This window comes from Dermacoccus sp. CCH2-D9 (genome assembly GCF_001556795.1).
GTDB classification, from domain to species: Bacteria; Actinomycetota; Actinomycetes; order Actinomycetales; family Dermatophilaceae; genus Dermacoccus; species Dermacoccus nishinomiyaensis.
Window position 1 is genome coordinate 1 of sequence record NZ_LSJT01000013.1, and the last position, 22,395, is coordinate 22,395.

Sequence of the window (22,395 nt, forward strand, 5' to 3'; positions counted from 1 at the left end):
CGGTGTTGCGGCCCGGCAAGTCGCCGATCGCGCTGCGCGTGCGCTTCGACGACGGCTCCGGTTTCGACCTCACCGAGGCCGGCACGCAGAAGCGCCTCGCCGTGCACATCGTGCGTGACGTCGTCGACGTGCCGGGCATCGCGAAGCTCGGCATCGACCCGCTGTCGCCCGAGTTCACCCGCGAGGCGTTCGGGCAGCTCGTGGCGAGCAGGCGCATGCAGATCAAGGGGTTGCTGCGTGATCAGAACGAGATCGCGGGCGTCGGCAACGCTTACTCGGACGAGGTGCTCCACGTCGCGAAGCTCTCGCCGTTCGCGTTGACGTCATCGCTCGAGCCCGGGCAGATCGACACGCTGTACGACGCGCTGATCACGACCCTGACGAATGCCGTCGACGCTGCGGCCGGCAAGCCCGCGAAGGATCTCAAGGACGCCAAACGCGCCGGGATGCGCGTGCACGGGCGCACGGGCGAGGCGTGCCCGGTGTGCGGCGACGTCATCCGCGAGGTGTCGTTCGCCGACCGTTCGTTGCAGTACTGCGCGACGTGTCAGACGGGCGGCAAGCCGCTCGCCGATCGACGGATGAGCAAGCTGCTCAAGTGAGCCTGCTCGCGAGATGCCTGGCGGGTGATGTCAGTTCGCAGGCCACAACATGGCGGGTAATTCAAAGGTATGCAGCCAACTGCGCGCCCCCCTGCGAGTTACTCGCCATCGTGCCAGGAGGCCGGGTCCGGGGCGGCGCCCGGTGTGACGCGGATGCCGCCGTGACGATATCGTGACCTCGACGAGATCGTCTTCCCGTTTTCGTTCGTCCCCCACTCAGGTGTGCAGCCAGAGCGTGGGCGTTGTCGACGGGGCTTGAAGAAGGGTGAGGGCCATGGCTGACGTGACGCGCCGCGCGGCCCTCGCCGCACCCGTGGCCGCGCTGGCGGCAGCCGCCGGAATCGCGGGTTCGGCCGGGGCGCTGGCGGCATCGACGACATCGCCCTCGCTCGTCACCGGCACTGACGCGGACGCGCTGCGCGCCCTGCACCTGCAAGCCCTCGCCGTGACGCCGAACGTCGCCGCCGTCGTCGCGCGGCTCCATGACGGCGAGTTGTGGGCGCACCAGGACGACGCGGTCGCCATCGAACGCGCCGCAGGTGGCGTCGTCGTCGTGGCGTTGCCCGTCAAGCACTCCGCCGTGAGCCGCATCGACATCAGCACCCCGAGCGCGCCCGACACGTCGGTGAGCGTCGACACGCGGCCCGACGCGCTGCGCTCGTCGTTGCTGCGCGTCGTCAACAAGCGCCTCGCGCTGGCCCGTTCGGACGAGCCGAAGAAGCTCCTCGCGGCGCACGGCGTCATGATCGACGAACGGCTGAGCAAGCCTCTCGACGCGATGTTCGCGCGCGCCGAGCGCGAGCACGTCGCGCTCGAAGCCGTCAGCGCACACCGCGACTTCGACGACCAGGCCCGCGTCTACGACGCCTACGCCGCGCGCGACGGCAAGCAGGCCGCCGACACGTACTCCGCGCGCCCCGGCCACTCCGAGCACCAGCTTGGCCTGGCCCTCGACGTGCGGGGCGTCGACCGTCAGCACGAGCTCGAGCCCGCATTCAAGGACACGCCCGTGGGTCGCTGGGTGGGCGCTCATGCGCACGAGTTCGGTTTCGTCGTGCGCTACCCCGAGGGCCAGCACGCTGTGACGGGCTACGAACCCGAACCGTGGCACCTGCGTTACGTCGGCCCCGAGGTCGCAGCGTTCATGCATGCGCGACGCGACATCGCGACGCTCGAAAAACTCTTCGGCCTGCCCGCCGCGCCGGGATACTGACGGCTTGGCGCCGCCTGCCTGAAGCCGCGCCGGATGTCGAGTTCTCCGCCCCGGAGAGCACCCCGATGCTTGCCTTCGATGCACCGCATGATTGATGGCTCGTGGTGTTGTCCCTCGGAGCCGCCAGCGAGCCCATCGCATCGTGGCAGCAATGCGTGCCGAGGTCACTTCTTCGGCGCGGGCACCTTCGCGAACGCGTCTGCGTCGCCGTGGCCGCCTGCGAGGTGGTTGAGGGGCCAGACGACGGCGATGGCGCGCCCGGTGACGGCGCTCAGCGGCACGCTTCCGAGGCGTCCGGTGCCGTCGTCGTGCGAGCGACTGTCGGCGGAGTCGTCGCGGTGATCGCCCATGACCCAGATGTGCCCGGCCGGCACGGTGATACTCCACTTGCTCGCCTGCCCGGGGCTCGGCGCGCAGCCGTCGAGCCCGGCCTGCAGGTACGGCTCGTCGACGGCGACGCCGTTGACCGTCAGCTTCGCGTTCGGCTCGGAGCAGCTGACGACGTCGCCGGGCAGGCCGACGACGCGCTTGACGAGGTGGTTGCCCTCCGCAGCGATGTGCGTGGCCGTCGCGACATCGCGCACCGCCTTGCGCCAGCCCGTGGGTGCGGCCTGCGCGGGTTCCCAGTGCAGGTCGTCGGCGAAGACGACGACGTCACCGCGCCTCACGTCCTGGCTCCACTTCTCGACGACGATGCGGTCGCCGACCCCGAGCGTGTTCTCCATCGACCCGCTGGGGATCTTGAACGGCTGGGCGACAAACGTCGAGATGAGCGCCCATGCCACCCAGATGATGACGATCGTGAGGAGACGATCGCGCCACACCGCGAGCTTCGGATTCATGCCCGACATCCCACCATCCCAGCCTGAGAGAGCCGTGGCACCGACGGCCAGACGAGGTGAGGCGCCGGGCCATCACTGGCCGCGGCGCCCCGTCGCGAATGATCGTTCAGCGTGAACCGATCACTTGGCGGCGGGCACCTTCGAGAAGGCGTCCTCGTCGTTGTGGCCGCCGGCGATGTTGCCGATCGGCCAGACGACGGCGAGACCCCGGCCGGTGATGTCGCTGACGGGCACGCTGCCGAGGCGTCCGGTGCCGTCGTCGTGGTAGCGGCTATCGGCCGAGTTCGAGCGGTTGTCACCCATGACCCACACCTTGTCCTTGGGCACGGTGATGGAGAACTTGTCCTGGCACGGCTGCACACCCGATTTCAGGTACGGCTCGGTGATCGCGACACCGTTGACGGTGAGCTTCTGCCCGGGCCCCTCGCACGAGACCTTGTCGCCGCCGACGCCGACGACGCGCTTGACGAGGTGGCTGCCGCTCGCGGACAGGTGCGTCACCTCGGCGATCTTGCGGATCCCTCCGGTGATGACGTTGCCGCTCGGAACGGGGTCGGTCCAGTCGCCCGGATCCTTGAACACGATGACGTCGCCGCGCTTGACGTCCGTGAATCGCGGCGCCCACTTGGCGACGACGATGCGGTCGCCGACCCGCAGCGTGTTCTCCATCGAACCGGACGGGATGCGGAACGGCTGCACGACGAACGTCGTGATGAACGCCCAGATCGCCCAGACGGCGACGACGAGGATGAGGCGGTCGAGCCACGTGCGAGCCGCCGAGCGTGGCTCGCGCTCACGCTTGTCGTCACCGGATGCCGTTGCAGCAGTAGCGCCGTCGTCGCGCGAAGGGCGCAACGAGGTGGCGTCGCCGGAGACGGCGGACGTGGCGTCCTCACGCGAGGAACGCGCCGACGTGGCTTTGCGGGAGCTGACGAACGTGGCGCCATCGCGGGTGTCGCTCGTCGAGGAGGTCGTGTCGGACCCGGTGGCGGCAGCGTCTTCGGCCGCAGGGTGCGGGTCGGCGTTGCGCCGCGCGCGGCGCGAGAGGGGGGAGTCGCTCACGTCAGATGACGTTGGCGTCGCCGCCGCCGACAGCCTGGATCGGCTTGCCGTCGGCGTGCCACTGCTTCATGCCGCCCTCGACGTTCGCCACGTCGAGACCCTGCCCCTCGAGCCATTGCACGGCGCGACTCGAGCGGCCGCCGCTGCGGCAGACGACGGGGAGGTCGCCATCGACCTCGGGAAGCTCGCCGACGCGGGCCGGGAGCTCCGCGAGGGGGATGTGGATGGCGCGCGGCGCGTGACCGGCGTCGTACTCGTCCTGCTCACGAACGTCGAGCACGACGGCGTCGTCAGCAATGTCCTTCGGAGTCACGGTGTTCATGCGTGCAAGCCTCTCACGTCTTGGGGTGGGCTTCATAGGCGTGACGCGCCCCGACGCAGGCCTTCCACGCCGCCCACAGGCACCAAAAAGCGTCCAGCAGTGTGCTGCTTGCGGCCGGTCAAGACGCGGTGGTCGCATTTGTTCCAGGGCGCTACCGACCAGATCAACAAACTGTCGGGGTGAACGTGAGCCCCGAGACCGCAACGAAGGGGCCTCCAGAAACAATGCCACCTTGGTCGTACGTCATCGAAAGCTGCGTCAGCGGCCCGGCCCACGTCACCGTGACGTTGCCGGCGGATGACGTGTTAGGCACACCGCCTGAAACAGAACTGACTGCCTGGTATGGGGAAGCCGCCGTGCCGCTGCCGGTGATCTGCGACCCCCGGACCCCGGAGAACCCGGGGGTGTTGATGACGATCCGGTCCTGGAAGGCCGAGTTGTCCCAATCGATGTCGGCGATGGTCAAGGACACGTTCGTGACGGGGGAGCTGAATGAGAAGGCGATGGTCTGCGCAGTGGTGGACGTGGCATTGGGGCAGGTCAGTGCCAGCCCCTGTCCTGCCGGGATTCCTCCGACGTTGCCGGTCGTGAGCGTCGAGTTTCTCGGCGCTCCGGTCGCGCCGGTGTTCGTGTAGGTCACCGTTGTGCCGCCGACAGTTGCCTTTTGTCCACTGGAGACGCTTGAGCTGCCCATCGCGGACCACGCCATCATCACGGGTGCGCACGGGCGGCTCGCTGCAACAGCGGGCGCGGGCGCGGTGACGGCGACGGCTGGGACGCTCCAGGCGACAGCCTTGGCGACCGCCCGTCTGGTCGGCGCCGCAGCGGATGACGTTACTTGCGGGTATGAATTCATGGATCAAGCATGACATGGGCGATCGTAGGGGGACTACAGTCGCTGGGGGCGCTCTGGCACACGTCATCGAAGCGAGCAGGCATGGCCATCGCGTGGGCGGAAGGAGCGGCGCTGGCGACCTCGTCGCTCCCAGCGGCTCAGGGGCGGAGCAGGGCACCTGGAGTTGGGCACACCATTGAAGTGTCTTCGTGGCCCTAAAGTGGGGGTGTGGGTGCCTGTGAAGAATGCCGTGGCTCAGGTTGGGCGTCCCAGTCGATGTGGTCTGAACGCCTAGCCGAGTGGCTGACGGTTCCTGCGGCCTGCCCCGCGTGTGAGGGAGCGGGATGAAACTGTGCCGTCGCTGCAGGCACGTCGCGGCGCAATGTGGGCGCCTTCGGTGTCTTTCTGTGGCGTGCTTTCCGGTTGTCGACGCCGTTTTCCGGTCCAACCACCCCCCGGGGCGATCAGGAATGGGCCGTCGAACGGTGCCAGCAAGCCCAGCCGGGTAGCAAACCTCCTCACGACGAGGCGCGTTGAGGCCCTGATCTATCGATGCGGCATCTGTCCATACTGCGCCATGGAGCGGATACATGCGCGGCCACCTCGAATCGCTTCTCAGCCGGTCCCGTTCCGTCGGCGCCTCCAACGGTTGACGTACCGTCTTCACAGGCACACATAGATTGCCCGGCTATGGCGTGGCGAGCTAGCATCAGAACCAGCACCCCCTCGACGAGCCACAGGAGCCACCATGAACCAGCCCTCTCGCCGCAAAGTGGCCGCAGGTATCGCCTGGAGCATCCCAGCCATCACTGTTGGCGCGGCCGCGCCCGCCGTTGCCGCATCCCAAGTCAGCCCCAGCATCAATCGCTCGTTCTACATCACGCGTTCCAGCTCAGGCTGCTCATCAGGCAGTCGCCGCCTCACCGTAGACAGCAAGAATGACGGCACGAGCTATTACCAGATCGTGAACGTCTCGCCGACATCATCTGTCACGGCCGTCTACGCCTCAGTTCTCGTCAACCTTTCAGGTTTGAGTTTCACCACAACGACAGGAAACTGGTCCGCGGTGCAGCAAGACTCGCAAACCTACTCCTACAACGGCGTCACGTACTATCGCTACTTCGCCAAGCTTCAGGTCGCGATTCCCGCACCGGTGAATGGAACCATCACCGTGCCCTCGCTGAGCTGGGTAAGTAACTGCACCGCATCCCTTTCCAACCCGGTGAGCGTGAATGGCCGTGGTATGGTCACCATTAACGGCCAGGATATCGAACAGGTCGGTCCTTTCCGCACACTGTGATGGTTGCTCGAAGTTCACGTCGCACCCATTCCTCCTTCGGAATTTCTTCTTCAATGCGACAGACCCTGACGTCGTTTCATGACGCCCCGCCCATTTCGGCGGGGATCTCGAGTGCGGCTGCTACCTACTCGAGGGCCTGATCATCAACCTCGACGCTGTCGAGGTGGCGTTGTAGGCCGGGGACGACGGCTTGGGTGTCATACCCCACCTGAGCGCCGCTTTCCAGGATCACTACTCGCTTCGGGGGGGGGGGCGACGTCGGCCGCGGGCGACTTGATCCAGGTCACGCCTGGGGCATCACATCAGCTTCAGGGCGGCGTGATTCCATCAACGGTGCCGCGCCGCCCCTGACGGGGGCCCACAGCAGTTGATGGGCGTGAGTGCCACTCGGCTCGGTGATGGTGACGTCCGCCTCGCCGGCCCGGCGTAGTCGCGAGGCGACGGAGATACCACCATCACCGCCGCCGATGATGACGATGGCGTGGAACAGGGTTTCCTTCATGGATGCCCTTTCGGCGTAGGTGCGACGCGGTGCGTGGCGCGTCTCATGAGAGTTGTTTGCGAACACCGGAGACGCTCGGAGTGCCCGTGCTGCGGTTGTAAGGCAGTTTCGAGAGCATGGTGCCCATGGCGCAGGTGTTCGACAGCGCGGCGAACATCAGGCCGCCGCCCACAGCACCGGACAGCCACTTCGCCTTCGGTACGACGGTGCTGGCGAGTACGCCCGTGGCCACGAGCGAACCGGCGACTAGGCGCACCTGACGCTCCAGATCCCAGCGGGCCTGGCCGAACTCGACGTCATGACCGGCGTCGCGCCAGGCCTCGAAACCGCCGACGAGGACGCTCGTGTGCGGCACCCCGACCTTGGCCAGGGCCTGTTCGGCGCGTTCGGCGCGTGGGCCCATGCGACAGATGAGGACGGCGTCGCGGTTGATGCCGGCGCCGATCGCGGTGGCGTTCTTCTCGATCAGATCGACCGGCACGTTGATCGAACCGGGGATGCGCGCAGTGCCGTACTCGGCGGGGGTGCGCACGTCGAGCAGCAGTGTCTCGCCGGCCGTGACGGCGTCAGCGAGCTCGGCGGGGGTGAGGCGGTTTGCCAGGGCCATGAGAAATCTCCTTGAGTGGTGGATCGGCGGCTGCGACCAGCGGTCGCCGGGGGATCGGGGATCGGGGATCGGACGCGAGGGTCACAGGAGTTGGGGCAGGGCGCGCCACGCGGTGTACGCGGCGACGCACATCAAGAAGACGGCAAACCCGAGCTGCAGCATCCTCTTCGGGATGCGCTGTGCGAGCCGGCCGCCGAGCGCGGCTCCGATGACGGCGGTGGCGGCGAACGGCACCACGACATCCCATTCTAGATCCGCGCCGTCAGCAGAGTGGAACAGCAACGAGGTGGCGCTGTTGATGACGACGACGAGCAGGGACGTGCCCACCGCATACGGCATGCAGTACCCGAGGGCCAAGGTGAGGGCGGGAACGATGGCGAACCCGCCGCCGACGCCGAAGAAGCCGGTGAGCAGGCCGACGCCGGTACCAGCCAGGGCCACCTTGACCAGGGCGAAGGTGTGCCCTCCGTTCTCCTCGCGCAACGGTCTCGGCACGCAGGCGGTGTTGTCGCGTTCGCGTCGTGCCCGCATGATCATCACCGTGGCGACGACGACGAGCAGCGCCGCGAACAGAGTGAGCAGTAGATTGCCGTCGACGCCGCGCGAGGCCCGGGTGCCGAGGTAGGCGCCGCCGATGCCGACGAGTCCGAAGAGCGCGCCCTGGCCCCACTGCACGGTGCCGGCGCGGTGGTGGCTCCACAGGCCGACGAGGGAGCTGATGCCGACGATGACGAGCGAACTCGTCGTCGCCTCGTGCGGGCTCTTGTCGAGCGCGTAGACGAGGACGGGCACCGTGAGGATGGCGCCCCCGCCGCCGAGCCCGGCGACGAGCAGACCGACGACGATTCCGGCGACGACGGCGATGAGCATGACGCTCAGGCCTCGCTGCCGTCGACGATGGCCAGCGACGTCTCGCGGGCGTTGTCGAACGCGTCGTCGACGGCGACGACGTGACGCCCGGCGGCGTCGAGCACGGACGCCGCGATCGAGGCCCGGTACCCACCGGCGCAGTGCACCCACACCTCGCCGGCGGGCACCTCGCCGACGCGGGTGATGATCTCGTGCAGCGGCACGTTGATCGCACCGTCGATGTGGCCGCTCGTGTACTCGCTGTCGCGTCGCACGTCGAGGACGACGACGTCACGGTGGTGACGCACCTGCGCGAGGTCGGCGAACGTGGCGCGCTCGAACGAACCGAGTTCACCACTCGTCCAGTCCTGCGGTGTGCCGGTGGCGGCGGCCTGGGGGCGTTCGATGCCGATGCGCACGAGCTCACGCTGCGCCTCAGCGACCTGCTCGCGGCTGTCGCCCAAGAGGGTCAGTGGCGTGCCCCACGGGATGAGCCACCCGAGGTAGGTGGCGAACTGGCCGTCGATGCCGAAGTTGAGGGCCTGCTTGACGTGGCCCTTCGCGTACGCCTGCCGGTTGCGCAGGTCGACGACCCATTCGCCGGCCTCGAGTGCGGCGCGGATAGCATCGGCGTCAGCCGCGGCGGGCTCGCTGAGGTCGGGGGCCGTGGCGGGCGCGTCGAGGTTGGCCGGGCCCATGTGGGCGTAGTAGGCGGGCCATGCCTCGAGCCCGGCGAGAATCTGTTCGACCCAGGTCTGCTCGTCCTCCATCAAAGCGGGGTTGGTGCGCTTCTCCGCCCCGATGGTCGAGGAGTCGGCGTCCGACTGGGTCGCCGAGCAGAAGCTGCCGAATCCGTGGGTGGGCAGAACCGCGGCGTCGTCGGGCACCTCATCGGCGATGCGGTGCGCCGAGGCGTACTGGTGGTGCACCAGAGGGTCGGTGTGCTCGGGGCCGAGCAGGTCGGGGCGGCCCGTCGAGCCGAACAGCAGGGAGCCGCCGGAGAAGATGCCCACCCGCTCGTCGTGCGAATCGAGCGCGTACGACAGGTGCGTGAACGTGTGTCCGGGGGTCGCCATGACGGTGACCGCAAGCGCGGGCGAGACCGTGATGACGTCACCGTCGTCCACTCCGACGCGTTCGAAACGCACCGGGTCGGCCACGTTGACGTGGTACGCGGCGCCCGTCGCGTCGGCCAGCGCGCGGCCGCCGGTGACGTAGTCGTTGTGAATGTGCGTCTCGAACACATGAGTGATCCGCACCCCTTCACGCTCGGCGAGATCGATGACGCGGTCGATGTCACGCTGCGGGTCGACGACGAGAGCGACCTCACCGTCGTGGGCCAGGTAGGAACGATCGCCGAGCGTCTTCGTGTCGATGGGGATGATCGTGGCCATGGCGTTCTCCTCGTGCGTACTGGGCTGAAAATATACCCCCGGGGGTATCTGTCGCCACCGTACTCGCATACCCCCGGGGGTATCAAGTAGAGTGGGGGCTTCATCGCAGTTCGAGTGGAAAGGCATCGGTGTGGAACTCTCTGCCGACGACATGGCTCCGGTGGTCAACCGGCTCAAGCGCGCCCAGGGTCAGCTGGGGGGTGTCATCCGCCTCATCGAAGAGGGCGGCGATTGCCAGAGCGTCGTCACCCAGCTCGCGGCGACAAGTCGCGCTCTCGATCGCGCCGGTTTCGCGATCCTCTCCTCGGGCCTGCAGCAATGCCTGGCGACGAAGGGCAGTGTCGAGGGCGAGGACGCGAAGACGTTGGAGAAGCTGTTCCTGACCCTGTCCTGAAGCGCCTACCGCTAGGCGTAGCTCAAACGAAGGGTTCTGCACCACCGAGGCGAGCAGGTGGCTCAACCCACCGTTTCTGCTAGAGCAGCGGTCAGGTGCCAGAACGAGATGTTGAGGTGTAGCTCAACGAATCTGTGAGCACGACCATCCGGCTCACAAATCCGACGCTGGCGCTCCCCGCTACGAGCTACTGCCGGGCAGCGAGGTACTCCACTGCGGGACGTGGTGAGCTGAAGACAGGGGTGGGCAGGTCGGTGAGCAACGCTTCCGCCGGGGCCATGCTGGCTTGAGCCAAGATGACGACATCTGCGGTCGTCGCCGCGGCCCGGGCGGTTCGTGCGATGCATTCGACGTATCCCACCTGGTCCCCGGCTTCGAACATGTCCCAGGCGCCCTTCGCCACGATCGACGTGGTCTCAACTTCGTGATCTGCCGCGCTGGCTTCTTCTTCAAGCAGCGCCAGCGTGGGCGCGAGAGTGGAGTCAAGGGCTGCGATGACGGCGATTCTGCGCCCGGCCTGGAAGGCGCGGGCAGCCATGGGCCGGTCCACTCTGAAGACCGGCACTCCCGGTTCGCTCTGCTCAGCAACGCTCCCAAGGGTTGAGCACGTGCAACAGATCAGCTCTACGCCCCGATCTTTCAGGCTGCGCAGGTGAGCCTCGACGCGGTCAGCGACCGACTGTGGACCATTCACGCGGGCATCAGTGAGAAGGGACTCGTCGACCACGTGCACGGGGTGCGCTTCGGGGGCGACCTCGCTCAGAAGGTTGTCGAAAGTTAGAACGTGGACTGGCGACGTGTGCAAGAAGCCGATGCGCGACATGTGTGCATTCTTCATCGCGTGGCGCACATCGGACTTGGCGATCTCAGCACCCACGGAGGGGCGGTGGCTGAAACGAAGGATTCTGCACCACCGAGGCGAGCAGACGTCCTGCGGCTGCATGGTAATCGTGAACCATCTCATCGTCCTTGAAAGCTCAGACACCAGGGCGGATGGTCACAATGTGCATGCTCTGCAGGTCGTCCAAGCGCACCCAGCTTCGCGGTGCACCTCCCTGCGTCACGATGAGGTGAGAAGGAGTCCCACATCTGCGATTTTCGTCCGCATTCGTCCCGCGGCAAGCACGGTGCGGCGACTCGGTGCTGACGGCGGCGTCGCTACTCTGTCGGGGTGAACATCCTCTCCATCCAGTCGTCGGTGGCCTATGGCCACGCCGGTAACTCGTCGGCCGTGTTTCCGCTGCAGCGCCTCGGGCACGAGGTGTGGCCCGTGTTCACCGTGCACTTCTCCAACCACACGGGCTACGGCGAGTGGCGCGGGCCGGTCTTCGATCCGGAGACGGTGCGCGACGTCATCACCGGCATCGAGGAGCGCGGCGTGCTGCCGCGCTGTGACGCCGTCCTGTCCGGCTACCAGGGCGCCCCGACGATGGGGGAGGTCATCGTCGACGCCGTCGCGCGCGTCAAGGCCGCCAACCCCGACGCGCTGTACTGCGCCGACCCCGTCATGGGCGACGTCGGCCGCAGTTTTTACGTGCGCGAGGGCATTCCGGAATTCATGCGGGACGTCGTCGTGCCCGCCGCGGACGTGCTGACGCCCAACCAGTTCGAGTTGGAGTTCCTCGTCGGGCGCACCGTCTCGACGGTGACCGACCTGCTCGACGCCGCCGACGCCCTGCGCGCTCGCGGCCCGAAGGTCGTGCTCGTCACCTCGGTGCAGACGGACGAGACACCCGCCGACTCGGTGCAGATGGCCGTCGTCAGTGACGAGGGGGCGTGGATCGTCACGACCCCGCTGCTACCCATGTACGTCGCCGGTTCGGGTGACGCGACAGCCGCGATCTTCGTGGCGCGCCTCATGACGTCGAGCCCCGCCGAGGCGCTCGCCGCGACGGCGTCGTCGATCTTCGCGGTGATGGAGCGCACTCACGACGCCGGTTCGCGCGAGATCCTGCTCGTCGACGCCCAGGAGGCCATCGCCTCGCCGCCGATGCAGTTCGCGGTGACGCAGCTGCGCTGAGGCCCCCTGGCCGCCCGAACGACACGGAGTGCCCGTCTTCACGAAGGAGGCGGGCACTCGTGCGTGAGGTGGACGCTCAGCCGCCGAGGAAGGCAATGAGCTTGATGATCTCCTCGGCCAGGCTCAGGCCGGACTTGATGAGTTTTTTCGTTGCTGGTCCCGCCAATGTCTTGCATGATTCTCCCCCAGGTTCGTCAAGGGGTGGGGCACCGATACCTCTGTGTTCCGGACGCCTTCGACACTTTCGAACGATGGTCCGTCTCTGCAGTCTCAACCTGGTGACATGAATCGCATGTCGCTTGGCAGAACCTGGTGAAACGTTGGGGGATGGTGCCGCGGCGTGTCCATCTGCCGTGAACGGTAGAAAGCCCAATACCGTGGGCGCATGGATCCGATCCGCAATCCGTACGCGCCCGGTGCCGGCCAGCGTCCGCCCGAGCTCGCCGGGCGCGACGAACAGATCAGCACGTTCGACGTCGTCGTCGCCCGCATCGCGAAGGGTCGACCCGAACGTTCGATCGTCCTCATCGGCCTGCGCGGCGTCGGCAAGACGGTGCTGCTCAACACCCTCCGGTCGGGCGCAGTGCGCGCGCACTGGGGCACCGGCAAGTTCGAAGCACGCCCCGATCAGCGCCTGCGCCGACCTCTGGCGTCAGCGCTGCACACGGCCGTGCGCGAACTTGGCCACCCGCAGGACGACGACGTCGACCACGTCCTCGGCGTCATCAAGAGCTTCGCGCAGCGCGACGTCGACCCCAAGGCCAAGCTCCGTGATCGCTGGAACCCGGGCATCGACGCCCCCGCCGTTCCAGGCCGTGCGGATTCGGGTGACATCGAGATCGACCTCGTCGAGCTGCTGACGGACGTCGGCGGCCTCGCGGCGGACGTCGGCAAGGGCGTCGCCATCTTCATCGACGAGATGCAGGATCTCGACCCCGAGGACGTGTCGGCGCTGTGCGCGGCGTGCCACGAGATGTCGCAGAGTTCGCTGCCCGTCATCGTCGTCGGTGCCGGCCTGCCGCATCTTCCGGCGGTGCTGTCGGCGCAGAAGTCGTATTCGGAGCGGCTGTTCCGATACGCGCGCATCGATCGTCTGCCTAGGGATGCCGCGTTCAAGGCGCTGCAGGGCCCCGCGCAGGACGAGGACGCCGAGTTCGCCGACGACGCCCTCGAGGCGATGTACGCCGCGACGGGCGGCTACCCCTACTTCATCCAGGCGTACGGCGCGACGGTGTGGGATCTCGCGCCCGGCTCGCCGATCACCGTGGAGGACGTGGCGGTCGCCGTCCCCGAGGCCGAGGCCGAGCTCGGTGTCGGGTTCTTCGGCTCACGCTACGAGCGCGCGACGCCCGGTGAGCGCGAGTACCTGCGAGCGATGGCGGACGCCGCGCAGCGTGTCGCCGACGCCGCGGCCGCCGACGAGTCGGGGGAGACGCCGGGGCTCGACGACATCGAATCGGTGCCGACGTCTCTCGTCGCCGAGGTGCTCGGGCGCAAGCCCCAATCACTCTCTCCCGCGAGGGATTCACTCATGAAGAAGGGGCTCGTGTACTCCGGCGAACGCGGACGGATCGCCTTCACCGTGCCGCACTTCGGCCGCTACCTGCGTACCGTGACGGCGGACTGAGCGGCGCGCGGGCGGCTGCGACGTCGCCCGCGCCGCACGTCACATCCCGAGCTTGGTCTTCGAGAACGCCGCGACGGCCGCGTCAGGGCCTTCGACGCTGACGCCCGAGCGCTCGCAACGACCGCTGAGGTGCATCATGAGGTCGACGGGCGAGCCGGTGAGCACGACGGCGCCCGCGTCGGTCGGTTTCTTCAGTTCGACGTCGCCGCGCTGCGGGGCGCGCAGCGTCACGCCGACGGGCGAGGAGCGCACGAGCAGCTTGCCCATCGTGGTCAGCGATGACCACACGGCGTCCTCGGTGCCCTCGGGCAGCGGCGGCAGCGTCGCCTGCACGTGGGTGGGCTGTGCGCGCCGGACATCTTCGGCGTGCGTCGCGTACTCGACGAGGTTGACGCGCTCGTTGATGGCCGGCACCTGCATCGGGCTCAACTTGCCCGGCCCGCTGCGCACCTCGTCGACGAGGGTTGCGTAGGGCTTCTTCGAGCGCGCGTCCTGCACCTTCTCGGTGTGACCGGCGAAGGCGGGGATGAAGATACCGGGCATCGCGTCCGGGCGGCGATCACGGATGACGAGGTGGGCGGCGAGGTCGCGCGCGGTCCATCCCTCGCACAGGGTCGGCGCGTCGGGGCTGACGGCGGCGAGCAGGTCGGCGACGTGGTGGCGCAGGGCGGGAGCAAGAGTCATGCGTCCACCCTTCCACGGATGAGCATCCCCCGGCAGCACCCATCGGAAGGGGTGAGTGACGTTCGTGTACGCGCGGTGGCGCGCGCCACCCACTCTGGGCGGGTGACGACGGCGAAGATCTGGGCGGGAATAGCCATCCACGCCACCATGCTGCTCGGCGAACTGATCCTGCTGTACGTCTTCGCGACGTCGGCCGTCAACGTCACTTCGACGCGCACGTCCTCGTGCACTCGGCGCTGAGCTTCTTCTACAACGCGATCGTGCTGGCGGTCGGCCTTCGGATCATCACGGTCGGCTGACGGCGTTTCACGTGAAACATCGACGCTGACGGCGGTGCGCCCCGAGCCGGCGGCGCGGCGGTTGGCGTCGCATGTCATGCGTCGTATGGCGTCAGCGTCAGCCCTCGTGCCGCACCCGGCTGACGATCGCGCCACCGACGAGTCCGAGCAGGCCGGGGACGACCCAGCCGAAGCCGTTCTCGAACCATGGCAGGACGGTGCGCGCGCCGTCGACGAGAGCGTCGCGGCCTGCCGGTGCTGACGGCAGCGCGGCGAGCAGGTCGAAGAGCGCGGCGACGCCGACGCACGCGACGACACCGACGAGGATGCTGCGTCGGCCCTTCAGCCACGGCGACGCGAGGCCGAGCAGGATGAGCGCGATCGCGAGCGGGTAGAGGAACATGAGCAGCGGCGTCGACCAGGAGATGATGGCGCTGAGGCCGATGTTCGACACGGCGAACGAGACGCCCGTGAACGTCAGTGCCCACGCGCGGTACCCGAGGCGGGGGAACATCTCGGCAAACATCTCCGCGCAGGCCGTGACGAGGCCGATCGAGGTCTTGAGGCACGCGACGAGCACGATCGCGGCGATGAGCACCTGCCCGAACGAGCCGAAGGAGTGTCGGGAGATGCCGGCCAGCGCGGTGCCGCCGTTGTCGGCGGTGATGACGCCGATCGACGTCGCACCCATCCATGCGAGCGAGGCGTAGATGGCCGCCATTCCGAGGACGCTGACGATGCCGCTCTTCGCGGTCTCGACGGCGATGCGTCGCGGGCTCGTGATGCCGAGGCGGCGTACCGCGTCGATGATGACGATGCTGAACGCGAGGGAGGCGAGGGCGTCCATCGTGTTGTAGCCGTCGAGGAAGCCGCGGGTGACGGGGCCGTCCGCGTACGGGCCCTTGGGGGCGGCGGTGACGTCGTGCGTCATCGGTTTCACGAAGGCGGCGACGATGAGCGCGCCGAGCAGCACGAGGAATCCGGGGGTGAGGTAACGCCCGACCCAGTCGATCAGCTTGCCGGGACGCAGCGCAGCGGCCGCGGTGAGGGCGAAGAAGATCGCGGTGAATGCGAGCAGCGCCCATGTCTGTGCGCCGGCGGGCACCGATTCGGCGAGGCCGATCTCGTACGAGACGGACGCGGTGCGCGGGATCGCGAATGCCGGCCCGATCGTCAGGTACAGCAGGCACGTGAAGACGACGGCGAAGCGTGGGTCGACGCGCGCCGCGAGTTCGCGGACGTTGCGCGTGCCCGACAGGGCGGAGGCGATGACGCCGAGGACGGGCAGGCCCGTTGCGGTGATGAGGAACCCGATCGTCGCGAACGTGGTGTGCGACCCGGCTTCGCGGCCCATCTGCACGGGGAAGATGAGGTTGCCGGCGCCGAAGAACAACCCGAACAGCATCGTCCCGACGAGGAGTGTCTGTGCCGGACGCAACCGCGACGGCGTGGATGAGGAAACGGTCGGTGCGGCAGCAGAACTCACGCCGGTCAGTATGACAAGGACGGCGGGCCGAGGGGGCAGGGCGCCACCGCGTCCCGGGCCAAGGCCAGGAGCTGGCCTTGCCCATCTCGGCACCACGAATGTGAGCGCCCTGGCCGAAAACGAGCTTCATGTCGCTCGTGTTCGACCAGGACGACGCTCACATTCGAGAGACGGTCACCCGGCGGCTTCGGCATCGCGCAGCCGCCGGGCCTGCGTCAGCTCGTCGCCTTCGTCAGGTCGTAGACGGTGACGCCACCGACCGTCGTGGCCTTGTAGTGCGCCTTGACCCAGGCGGTGATCTGCGCGCCCGAGCCGGAGTTGCCCCCCGGGCCGCCGCCCATGCCACCGCCGGCGATGAAGTACGTGATGTCGCCGTTCTTCACGTACTGCTGGAACTGCGCGAGCGTGACGTTGTCGTCACTGCCGCTCCAGCCGCCGATCGACATGACGGCCGTGTCGCTGCTCAGGATGTACCCGGCTGCACTCTGATCGCCGATGACGGCCGCGGACCACTTCGAGTTCGTCGCGTCGAGCAACTTCACCAACGCCGCGTTGGACGTCGAACCGCCCTGCGCGCCGGCGGAACCCGCGGAACGCTGCGTACCCGTCGTCGAACCCGAGGCCCCGGCCTCGCTCGACGAGCCGGACGACGCCGCCGAACCGCCACTCGACGCCGCGCCGGAAGCTGAGCCCGAGCCGCCACTCGACGGAGCTGCACCCGAAGGAGCCGTACCCGACGGCTTGGTGCCCGACGGAGCCTGACCCGCCGCACCCGACGAGCCGGTCGTCCCAGAACCAGCCGGGCCAGCAGAACCCGTCGAACCACCAGGCGCACCCTGGGCGCCGCCGGGAGCCGAGCCCATCGACCCCATGCCGCCGCGTGCTCCGGCAACGGCAGGGCCGGCAGTCGGCATCGAGCCGTTGTGGCCGCTCGCCATCGTCGCGAACGTGTACGCCGACGTTCCACCGATGCCACCGAGCACCCCCACGACGAGGCCGGTGACGGCGACGCGGCGCGCACGCGCACCCCATGCCGGCGCGGCGACGAACGTCATCGCCCCGAGCACCGCAGCGATCGCGCAGACCCACTTGAGCCACGGCATCCAGCCGGACGCAGACGTCGTCAGCACCCGGAAGCTCCAGACACCGCTGACGCAGATCGCCGCGCCGAGCACGACGCGCCACAGCAGCGACGAGCGTCGCGCGAAGACCTCACGACCACCGACGGCGATGCACGCGGCGACGGCCGGCGCGAGCGCCACGGCGTAATAGGAGTGCACGGTGCCCTTCATGAACGACAGGCACAGCATCGTCACGACGAGCCAGCCGCCCCACAGCACGAGTGACGCGCGCACGAGATCGGTGCGCGGTGCACGACGACGAGCGACGAGGCCTGCCACGAGCAGCACGAGGGACGCGGGCAGCAACCACGAGATCTCGCCGGCGAACTGGCTGTTGAACATGCGGAACAGCCCAGCGGTGCCACCCAATCCACCACCGCCGGCGCCACCACCGCCCCCGGCGTTGCCGTCGCCGCCGAGGATGCGGCCGAGGCCGTTGTAGCCGAGCGCTAGTTCCCATTCGGAGTTGTTCGTCGAGCCGCCGATGTAGGGGCGAGAGCCGGCCGGCCAGGCCGCGACGAGCGCCACGAACCAGCCGGCGCCGACGATGACGCTGACGAGCGCCGCCGCGAGGTGCTTGATGCGCGTGCCCAGCGAGAAGCGTGCCGCCACGAGGTAGGCGAGACCGAGGCCGGGCAGGACGAGCAGGCCCTGCAGCATCTTCGTCAGGAACGCGAAGCCGATGAGCAGTCCGGCGCCGACCATCCACCGCAGCGCGGTAGCCGAGGCGGAGCGAACCCGCCCGCGCCGCGTCGTCGTCGGCTCGTCACGTCCGCTCACCTCGATGGCGCGCACGACGCAGTAGGCGGCGGCCGTCATGAGCAGGACGAGCATCGCGTCGGGGTTGTCGAAGCGGAACATGAGCGCCGCGACGGGCGTCATCGTCACGATCAACCCGGCGAGCAGGCCCGCCGCGTGCCCCGACCAGCGGCGCACCGCGCCGTACGTCAGGCCGACGGTGCCGACGCCCATGAGCGCCTGCGGCAGCAGCAGCGAGAACGACGAGAAGCCGAAGATCCGCGCGGACAGCCCCATGACCCACAAGGAGGCCGGGGGCTTGTCGACGGTGATCGCGTTGCTCGAGTCGAGCGAACCGAACAGCCACGCCTTCCAGTCCTTCGACGCCGATTTCGCTGCGGCAGCGTAGAACTCGTTCGCGTAGCCGGAGTTCGTCAGGTTCCAGCCGTACACGACGGCGGCCAGCGTCAGCAGCGCGAACAGCGCCGGTCGCGCCCAGTTCGGGTCGTCATCGGCGCCGCGCACGAGGCGCCGCAGCCGGTCCTGACGCCGTGGGGGTGCCGCCGCGGAGTGCGGGGTGGCACCCCCCGCCAGCTCGCGGGCCCGACGGCCGTCGCGGCGCGATCGCAGCAGGCGCGTCGGTGTGGTGGTGGTCATCGCGGATCCCTCCGTCGCAGTCTCGGCGCCGATGCGCCCGGTGATGACGACGACTCTCGCGGCCGGCGCTTTGCTGCCCGCGTGGCGCCCCTGTGCGCCGTCTGTGAGCGGTTCGCCATCACGCCCCGCTCGACCTGCGCGGCCCCGCCCCGCTTGATCCAACGGGCGACGTCCCACCCCGCCACCCCTGAGATCGGCCCAAGAGCGCTGATCGTGTTGCGACCGAACGAAGTACGGTATGAGGCATGTCTGCCGCAGCGCCGAGAGGGCCGAGATCGCGGGGTTCGGTGAGGTTCAGAAGCCTCGCGCGGGCGGTGGGGCCGCGGCTGCTGCGCGGTGTCGTCGTAGCGGCCGTCCTGTGCTTGCCCGTCGCGGTGCTCGCGCTGCTCGTCACGCGCCACTTCGCTCCGATCGTCGACCTCGACGAGCGAGTCGTCGTCGCGGCCACTGACGTCACGCGCGCACACCCCGGGTTCGAGGACGCATTGATCGGGTGGCAGTCCGCGTTCCACCCGACGATGGTCTACCTCTACGCGATTCCCGTCGCCGTCTGGACGTGGCTGCGCGGCTTCCGGGCCCGCACGATCTGGGGCGTCGTGACGATGCTCGTCGGCTGGAACCTCGGCCTGCAGGTCAAGCTCATCGTCGAGCGGGCGCGCCCCGTCATCGCCGACCCCGTCAGCCATGCGCCGGGCTACAGCTTTCCCAGCGGCCACGCGTTCAACGTCGCGATGATGGTGACGACGTGCCTCATCATGGCGTGGCCGCTCGTGCGGCGCTGGCCCCCGCTCAGCCGCGCCGCAGCGGTGGCGGTGGGGGTGCTCGTCGTCGTCCTGACGATGCTCGATCGCATCTTCCTCGGCGTTCACTTCCCGAGCGACGTGACGGCGGGCGTCCTGCTCGCGCTGGGCCTGTCGTCCGCGTCGTATCTCGGTTTCAGCCATCGGCCGAAGGGCCACCTCGAGGAGGATTCGTGACCACCGCTCACCCCGGCCATCACGACGGTGGGCGCGAGGCGTCAGCCCGCCCGACGCCCAAGGAGGTGCTCGTCTCCATCCTGAAGCGCGCTGTCCTGCCGGCTCTCGTGGCGTTCGGGGTGCTCGTCGCCATCGGCAAGATCATCACGATCGTGTTCGACGAGATCCCGGCCGAGGACACGCTCTCGCGGGATGTCGCCGGGTGGCGCACCGCCTCGCTCAACCCGATCTCCAAGACCGTCTCGACGATCAACGACACGTGGTTCACGATCGGCGGGTCGGTCGTCGTCGCGCTCGTCATCCTCGTGCTGACGCGCAAGTGGTGGCTCGCCATCCTGCCGGTCCTCGCGATCAGCCTCGAGGCGAGTGTCTTCGTGCCGGTGACGAAGATCGTCAACCGTCCGCGCCCCGAGGCCGAGCGCCTCGACCCGCACGCGCCGCCGACGTCCAGCTTTCCGAGCGGGCACACCGCGGCGTCGTTCGCGTTGTTCTGGAGCATCATGCTGCTCGCACAGCGCATCCCGAACGTGCTCGCGCGCCGCATCGTCCAGGTCGTCTGCTTCGTCTTCCCGTTCTGCGTCGGCTTCGCGCGCCTGTACCGCGGCATGCACCACCTCAGCGATGTCATCATCGGCGCGCTGCTCGGCATGCTGTGCGCCGGTATCTCCTACGCGGCGATCCGCGCGGCGGAACGTCAAGCCACCGAGCGAGCGGACGGGGTTCGCGGCTGAGCCACCGCCCGGCGGGTTCGAGCCGGGAAAGCCCTCCTCAGGTCAAGAACGCAGGCAGAAAGCCTGCGTTCTTGTCATGTCCAGAGCTTGTCAACAAATGTCACATCCAGGTTGCGAATGCCCAGGTGTGGCGGGGGGGCGCACAAGAAAACCCCTGTGTTCTCGCATATTACAGCCTCTCCCTGTCGGTGAACTGAGAAAAAATTGTGCGTCAACTCTCCAGTCGACCCCTCGCGTGGGCTATACATGACTTGACTCACAGTCCTCGGGCTGACGAGTCACCTCACCCCCCACCGCCGGAGCCCCACGCCCCGGTCGCTCAGAGGAGACACCGATTCTCATGAAGCGCACCACCCTCACCGTCGCCTTCGCTGCGGCCTGCTCCTTCTCGCTCGTCCCCGCCGTCGCTCAGAGCGCCTCCGCCGACTCCCCGGCGACGCGGCAGGCGTCGTTCCAGTCGGCATCGGCGCATTCGAGCCTCGTCGGCTCCGCGCAGTCGCAGTCGGCGGCGCTCGTCAAGGCCGTCGGTCTCAGCGCCGACAACGCCTTCAAGATCAAGGACGTGCTCAAGGACACCGACGGCTCGACGCACGTGCGCGTCGACCGCACCTTCAAGGGCATCCCCGTCGTCGGTGGCGACCTCGTCATCCACCGTGACGCCTCCGGCAAGGTCACCGGCCACGACGGCATGTTCGACGGCGCCATCACCGTCGACACCGCACCCGCCATCCCCAAGGCCACCGGTGAGGCCAAGGGCCTCGCGGCCGCCAAGGCCCACAAGAAGAGCGAGGGGCTCGATGCGGCCAAGGGCGCGGGCAGCACCCTCGTCATTCGTGTCGACGAGGCCGGCAAGCAGCAGCTCGCCTACATGGTGAAGACGACCGGCATGCAGAAGGACCGCACGCCGTCGCGCGTCCGCTCGTTCATCAACGCCGACACCGGCGCCGTCATCTCCTCGTTCGACGAGATCGCCCACGCCACGGGCAACGGCATCTACGACAAGAACGTCACGCTCACCACCTCCGGCTCGAGCGGTTCGTACAAGCTGAGCAATCCGAACACGGGCAACTACACGACCGACTCGAACAACCAGAAGATCAACGGCACGACGATGACGGACGCCGACAACGTCTGGGGCGACGGGTCGAACTCGAACCGTCAGAGCGCCGGCGTCGACGCGCAGTACGGTGCGGACACGACGTTCGACTACTACAAGAGCGTCATGGGCCGCAACGGCATCTGGAACAACGGCAACGGTGCGCGCAGCCGCGTTCACTACGACAACAACTACGTCAACGCGTTCTGGGACGGCACTCAGATGACGTACGGCGACGGTGACCGTAATGCGAACCCGCTGACGGAGCTCGACGTCGCCGGCCACGAGATGAGCCACGGCGTCACGGAGAACACGGCCGGTCTCGACTACTCGGGCGACGCCGGTGGCCTCAACGAGGCGACATCCGACATCTTCGGCACGGGCGTGGAGTGGTACGCGAACCTGGCCTCCGACAAGCCGGACTTCCTGCTCGGCGAGGAGATCGACATCAACGGTGACGGCACGCCGCTGCGCTACATGGACAAGCCGAGCAAGGACGGTGCGAGCTACGACTGCTACTCCTCGTCCGTCGGCAGCGCCGACCCGCACTACTCGTCGGGCCCGCTCAACCACTGGTACTTCCTCGCCTCGAACGGTTCGGGCGCGAAGACGATCAACGGTGTCTCCTACAACAGCTCCACCTGCAACAGCTCATCGGTGACGGGCGCCGGCCGCGCCGACATCGAGAAGGTCTGGTACCGCACGCTGTCGACGAAGCTGACGTCGACGTCGAACTACAAGGCTGCTCGTGAGGGCGCCATCAAGTCGGCCGTCGAGCTGTACGGCGGTTCGAGCCAGGTCTGCAAGTCGGTCGAGAGCGCGTTCAACGCGATCAACGTCCCCAAGGGCACCGCTGCGTGCTCGACGTCGACGGACCCGACCCCGACCCCGACGCCCACCCCGGCGCCCGGCACCAACGCGGTGACGAACGGTGACTTCGAAGCGGGTCAGACGGGCTGGACGGGCACGGACGGCCCCATCACGAACAACGCGCGCCAGGCCGCGCACGGCGGTTCGTGGAAGATGTGGCTCCTGTCTCTTATACACATCTGACGCTG

At 68.1% G+C, this 22,395-nt stretch carries 22 protein-coding genes; 11 read left to right on the forward strand and 11 right to left on the reverse strand.

Features of this window, described 5'->3' with window-relative positions:
- Positions 1-602, forward strand: a 602-nt coding sequence (locus AX669_RS01240; RefSeq protein ID WP_062256100.1) for a zinc finger domain-containing protein, incomplete at its 5' end; no start/stop codon positions are given.
- A gap of 274 nt (positions 603-876) precedes the next feature.
- Positions 877-1,815 (forward strand): M15 family metallopeptidase, encoded by a 939-nt coding sequence (locus AX669_RS01245; protein ID WP_082740444.1) that lies wholly within the window; start codon positions 877-879, stop codon positions 1,813-1,815.
- Positions 1,816-1,979: 164 nt separating this feature from the next.
- Here AX669_RS01245 and lepB (AX669_RS01250) read toward each other — a convergent pair whose 3' ends face one another.
- The 3 genes from lepB (AX669_RS01250) to AX669_RS01260 all read right to left on the reverse strand — a co-directional run bounded on the left by lepB (AX669_RS01250) (position 1,980) and on the right by AX669_RS01260 (position 4,041).
- On the reverse strand, positions 1,980-2,657 hold the full coding sequence (gene lepB, locus AX669_RS01250) for a signal peptidase I (RefSeq protein WP_160126163.1): 678 nt from the start codon (positions 2,655-2,657) through the stop codon (positions 1,980-1,982).
- Between the two features lie 120 nt (positions 2,658-2,777).
- Positions 2,778-3,719 carry a signal peptidase I gene (lepB, locus tag AX669_RS01255; protein ID WP_006943518.1) on the reverse strand — a complete coding sequence of 314 codons (942 nt, stop codon included), beginning with the start codon at positions 3,717-3,719 and terminating at the stop codon, positions 2,778-2,780.
- Between the two features lies 1 nt (position 3,720).
- Entirely contained in the window at positions 3,721-4,041 is a 321-nt protein-coding gene (locus AX669_RS01260; RefSeq protein ID WP_006943527.1) for a rhodanese-like domain-containing protein, read from the reverse strand.
- A 179-nt stretch (positions 4,042-4,220) separates the two neighbouring features.
- Here AX669_RS01260 and AX669_RS01265 point away from each other — a divergent pair, with 179 nt between their 5' ends.
- Complete coding sequence (locus AX669_RS01265) at positions 4,221-4,676, forward strand: hypothetical protein (protein WP_131940286.1); 456 nt, start codon at positions 4,221-4,223, stop codon at positions 4,674-4,676.
- A gap of 948 nt (positions 4,677-5,624) precedes the next feature.
- Complete coding sequence (locus tag AX669_RS13155; protein ID WP_131940288.1) at positions 5,625-6,176, forward strand: hypothetical protein; 552 nt, start codon at positions 5,625-5,627, stop codon at positions 6,174-6,176.
- Positions 6,177-6,459: 283 nt separating this feature from the next.
- On the opposite strand, the gene AX669_RS01270 is transcribed toward AX669_RS13155, so the two are convergent.
- From AX669_RS01270 to AX669_RS01285, 4 genes are all read right to left on the reverse strand, one after another.
- Positions 6,460-6,678 carry a hypothetical protein gene (locus tag AX669_RS01270; RefSeq protein ID WP_006943529.1) on the reverse strand — a complete coding sequence of 73 codons (219 nt, stop codon included), beginning with the start codon at positions 6,676-6,678 and terminating at the stop codon, positions 6,460-6,462.
- Between the two features lie 43 nt (positions 6,679-6,721).
- On the reverse strand, positions 6,722-7,285 hold the full coding sequence (locus AX669_RS01275; RefSeq protein WP_006943561.1) for a rhodanese-like domain-containing protein: 564 nt from the start codon (positions 7,283-7,285) through the stop codon (positions 6,722-6,724).
- Positions 7,286-7,366: 81 nt separating this feature from the next.
- Positions 7,367-8,155 carry a sulfite exporter TauE/SafE family protein gene (locus tag AX669_RS01280; protein WP_062256102.1) on the reverse strand — a complete coding sequence of 263 codons (789 nt, stop codon included), beginning with the start codon at positions 8,153-8,155 and terminating at the stop codon, positions 7,367-7,369.
- A 5-nt stretch (positions 8,156-8,160) separates the two neighbouring features.
- The gene (locus tag AX669_RS01285) at positions 8,161-9,528 is read right to left on the reverse strand and encodes an MBL fold metallo-hydrolase (protein WP_006943542.1); all 1,368 of its coding nucleotides are present in this window, start codon (positions 9,526-9,528) and stop codon (positions 8,161-8,163) included.
- A gap of 130 nt (positions 9,529-9,658) precedes the next feature.
- On the opposite strand from AX669_RS01285, the gene AX669_RS01290 reads away from it, so the two are divergent.
- Positions 9,659-9,922 carry a metal-sensitive transcriptional regulator gene (locus tag AX669_RS01290; protein WP_006943555.1) on the forward strand — a complete coding sequence of 88 codons (264 nt, stop codon included), beginning with the start codon at positions 9,659-9,661 and terminating at the stop codon, positions 9,920-9,922.
- A 187-nt stretch (positions 9,923-10,109) separates the two neighbouring features.
- Here AX669_RS01290 and AX669_RS01295 read toward each other — a convergent pair whose 3' ends face one another.
- Entirely contained in the window at positions 10,110-10,799 is a 690-nt protein-coding gene (locus AX669_RS01295) for an aspartate/glutamate racemase family protein (protein ID WP_197418819.1), read from the reverse strand.
- Positions 10,800-11,093: 294 nt separating this feature from the next.
- Here AX669_RS01295 and pdxY point away from each other — a divergent pair, with 294 nt between their 5' ends.
- Complete coding sequence (gene pdxY / locus AX669_RS01300; protein WP_062256104.1) at positions 11,094-11,942, forward strand: pyridoxal kinase PdxY; 849 nt, start codon at positions 11,094-11,096, stop codon at positions 11,940-11,942.
- Between the two features lie 385 nt (positions 11,943-12,327).
- A complete protein-coding gene (locus AX669_RS01305; protein ID WP_062256106.1) occupies positions 12,328-13,569 on the forward strand; it encodes an ATP-binding protein in 1,242 nt (413 codons plus the stop codon).
- Between the two features lie 39 nt (positions 13,570-13,608).
- Here AX669_RS01305 and AX669_RS01310 read toward each other — a convergent pair whose 3' ends face one another.
- Positions 13,609-14,253 carry a TIGR03085 family metal-binding protein gene (locus AX669_RS01310; protein ID WP_131940290.1) on the reverse strand — a complete coding sequence of 215 codons (645 nt, stop codon included), beginning with the start codon at positions 14,251-14,253 and terminating at the stop codon, positions 13,609-13,611.
- 102 nt (positions 14,254-14,355) lie between these two features.
- Between AX669_RS01310 and AX669_RS13160 the strand changes: the two genes are divergently transcribed.
- Entirely contained in the window at positions 14,356-14,493 is a 138-nt protein-coding gene (locus AX669_RS13160) for a hypothetical protein (protein WP_156444882.1), read from the forward strand.
- 156 nt (positions 14,494-14,649) lie between these two features.
- Here AX669_RS13160 and brnQ read toward each other — a convergent pair whose 3' ends face one another.
- The gene (brnQ, locus tag AX669_RS01315; protein ID WP_082740450.1) at positions 14,650-16,017 is read right to left on the reverse strand and encodes a branched-chain amino acid transport system II carrier protein; all 1,368 of its coding nucleotides are present in this window, start codon (positions 16,015-16,017) and stop codon (positions 14,650-14,652) included.
- A gap of 215 nt (positions 16,018-16,232) precedes the next feature.
- Positions 16,233-18,533, reverse strand: a complete 2,301-nt coding sequence (locus AX669_RS01320) for a glycosyltransferase family 39 protein (RefSeq protein ID WP_082740453.1) — start codon at positions 18,531-18,533, stop codon at positions 16,233-16,235.
- Positions 18,534-18,820: 287 nt separating this feature from the next.
- Here AX669_RS01320 and AX669_RS01325 point away from each other — a divergent pair, with 287 nt between their 5' ends.
- The 3 genes from AX669_RS01325 (at position 18,821) to AX669_RS01335 (ending at position 22,390) form a co-directional block, all read left to right on the forward strand.
- Positions 18,821-19,510: a phosphatase PAP2 family protein gene (locus tag AX669_RS01325; protein WP_231729363.1), complete on the forward strand. Its 690-nt coding sequence runs from the start codon at positions 18,821-18,823 to the stop codon at positions 19,508-19,510.
- Positions 19,507-20,241 carry a phosphatase PAP2 family protein gene (locus AX669_RS01330; RefSeq protein ID WP_062256113.1) on the forward strand — a complete coding sequence of 245 codons (735 nt, stop codon included), beginning with the start codon at positions 19,507-19,509 and terminating at the stop codon, positions 20,239-20,241. The genes AX669_RS01325 and AX669_RS01330 overlap by 4 nt, the downstream gene beginning before the upstream one ends.
- A gap of 340 nt (positions 20,242-20,581) precedes the next feature.
- Entirely contained in the window at positions 20,582-22,390 is a 1,809-nt protein-coding gene (locus AX669_RS01335) for a M4 family metallopeptidase (RefSeq protein WP_231729364.1), read from the forward strand.
- Positions 22,391-22,395 lie beyond the last annotated feature (5 nt).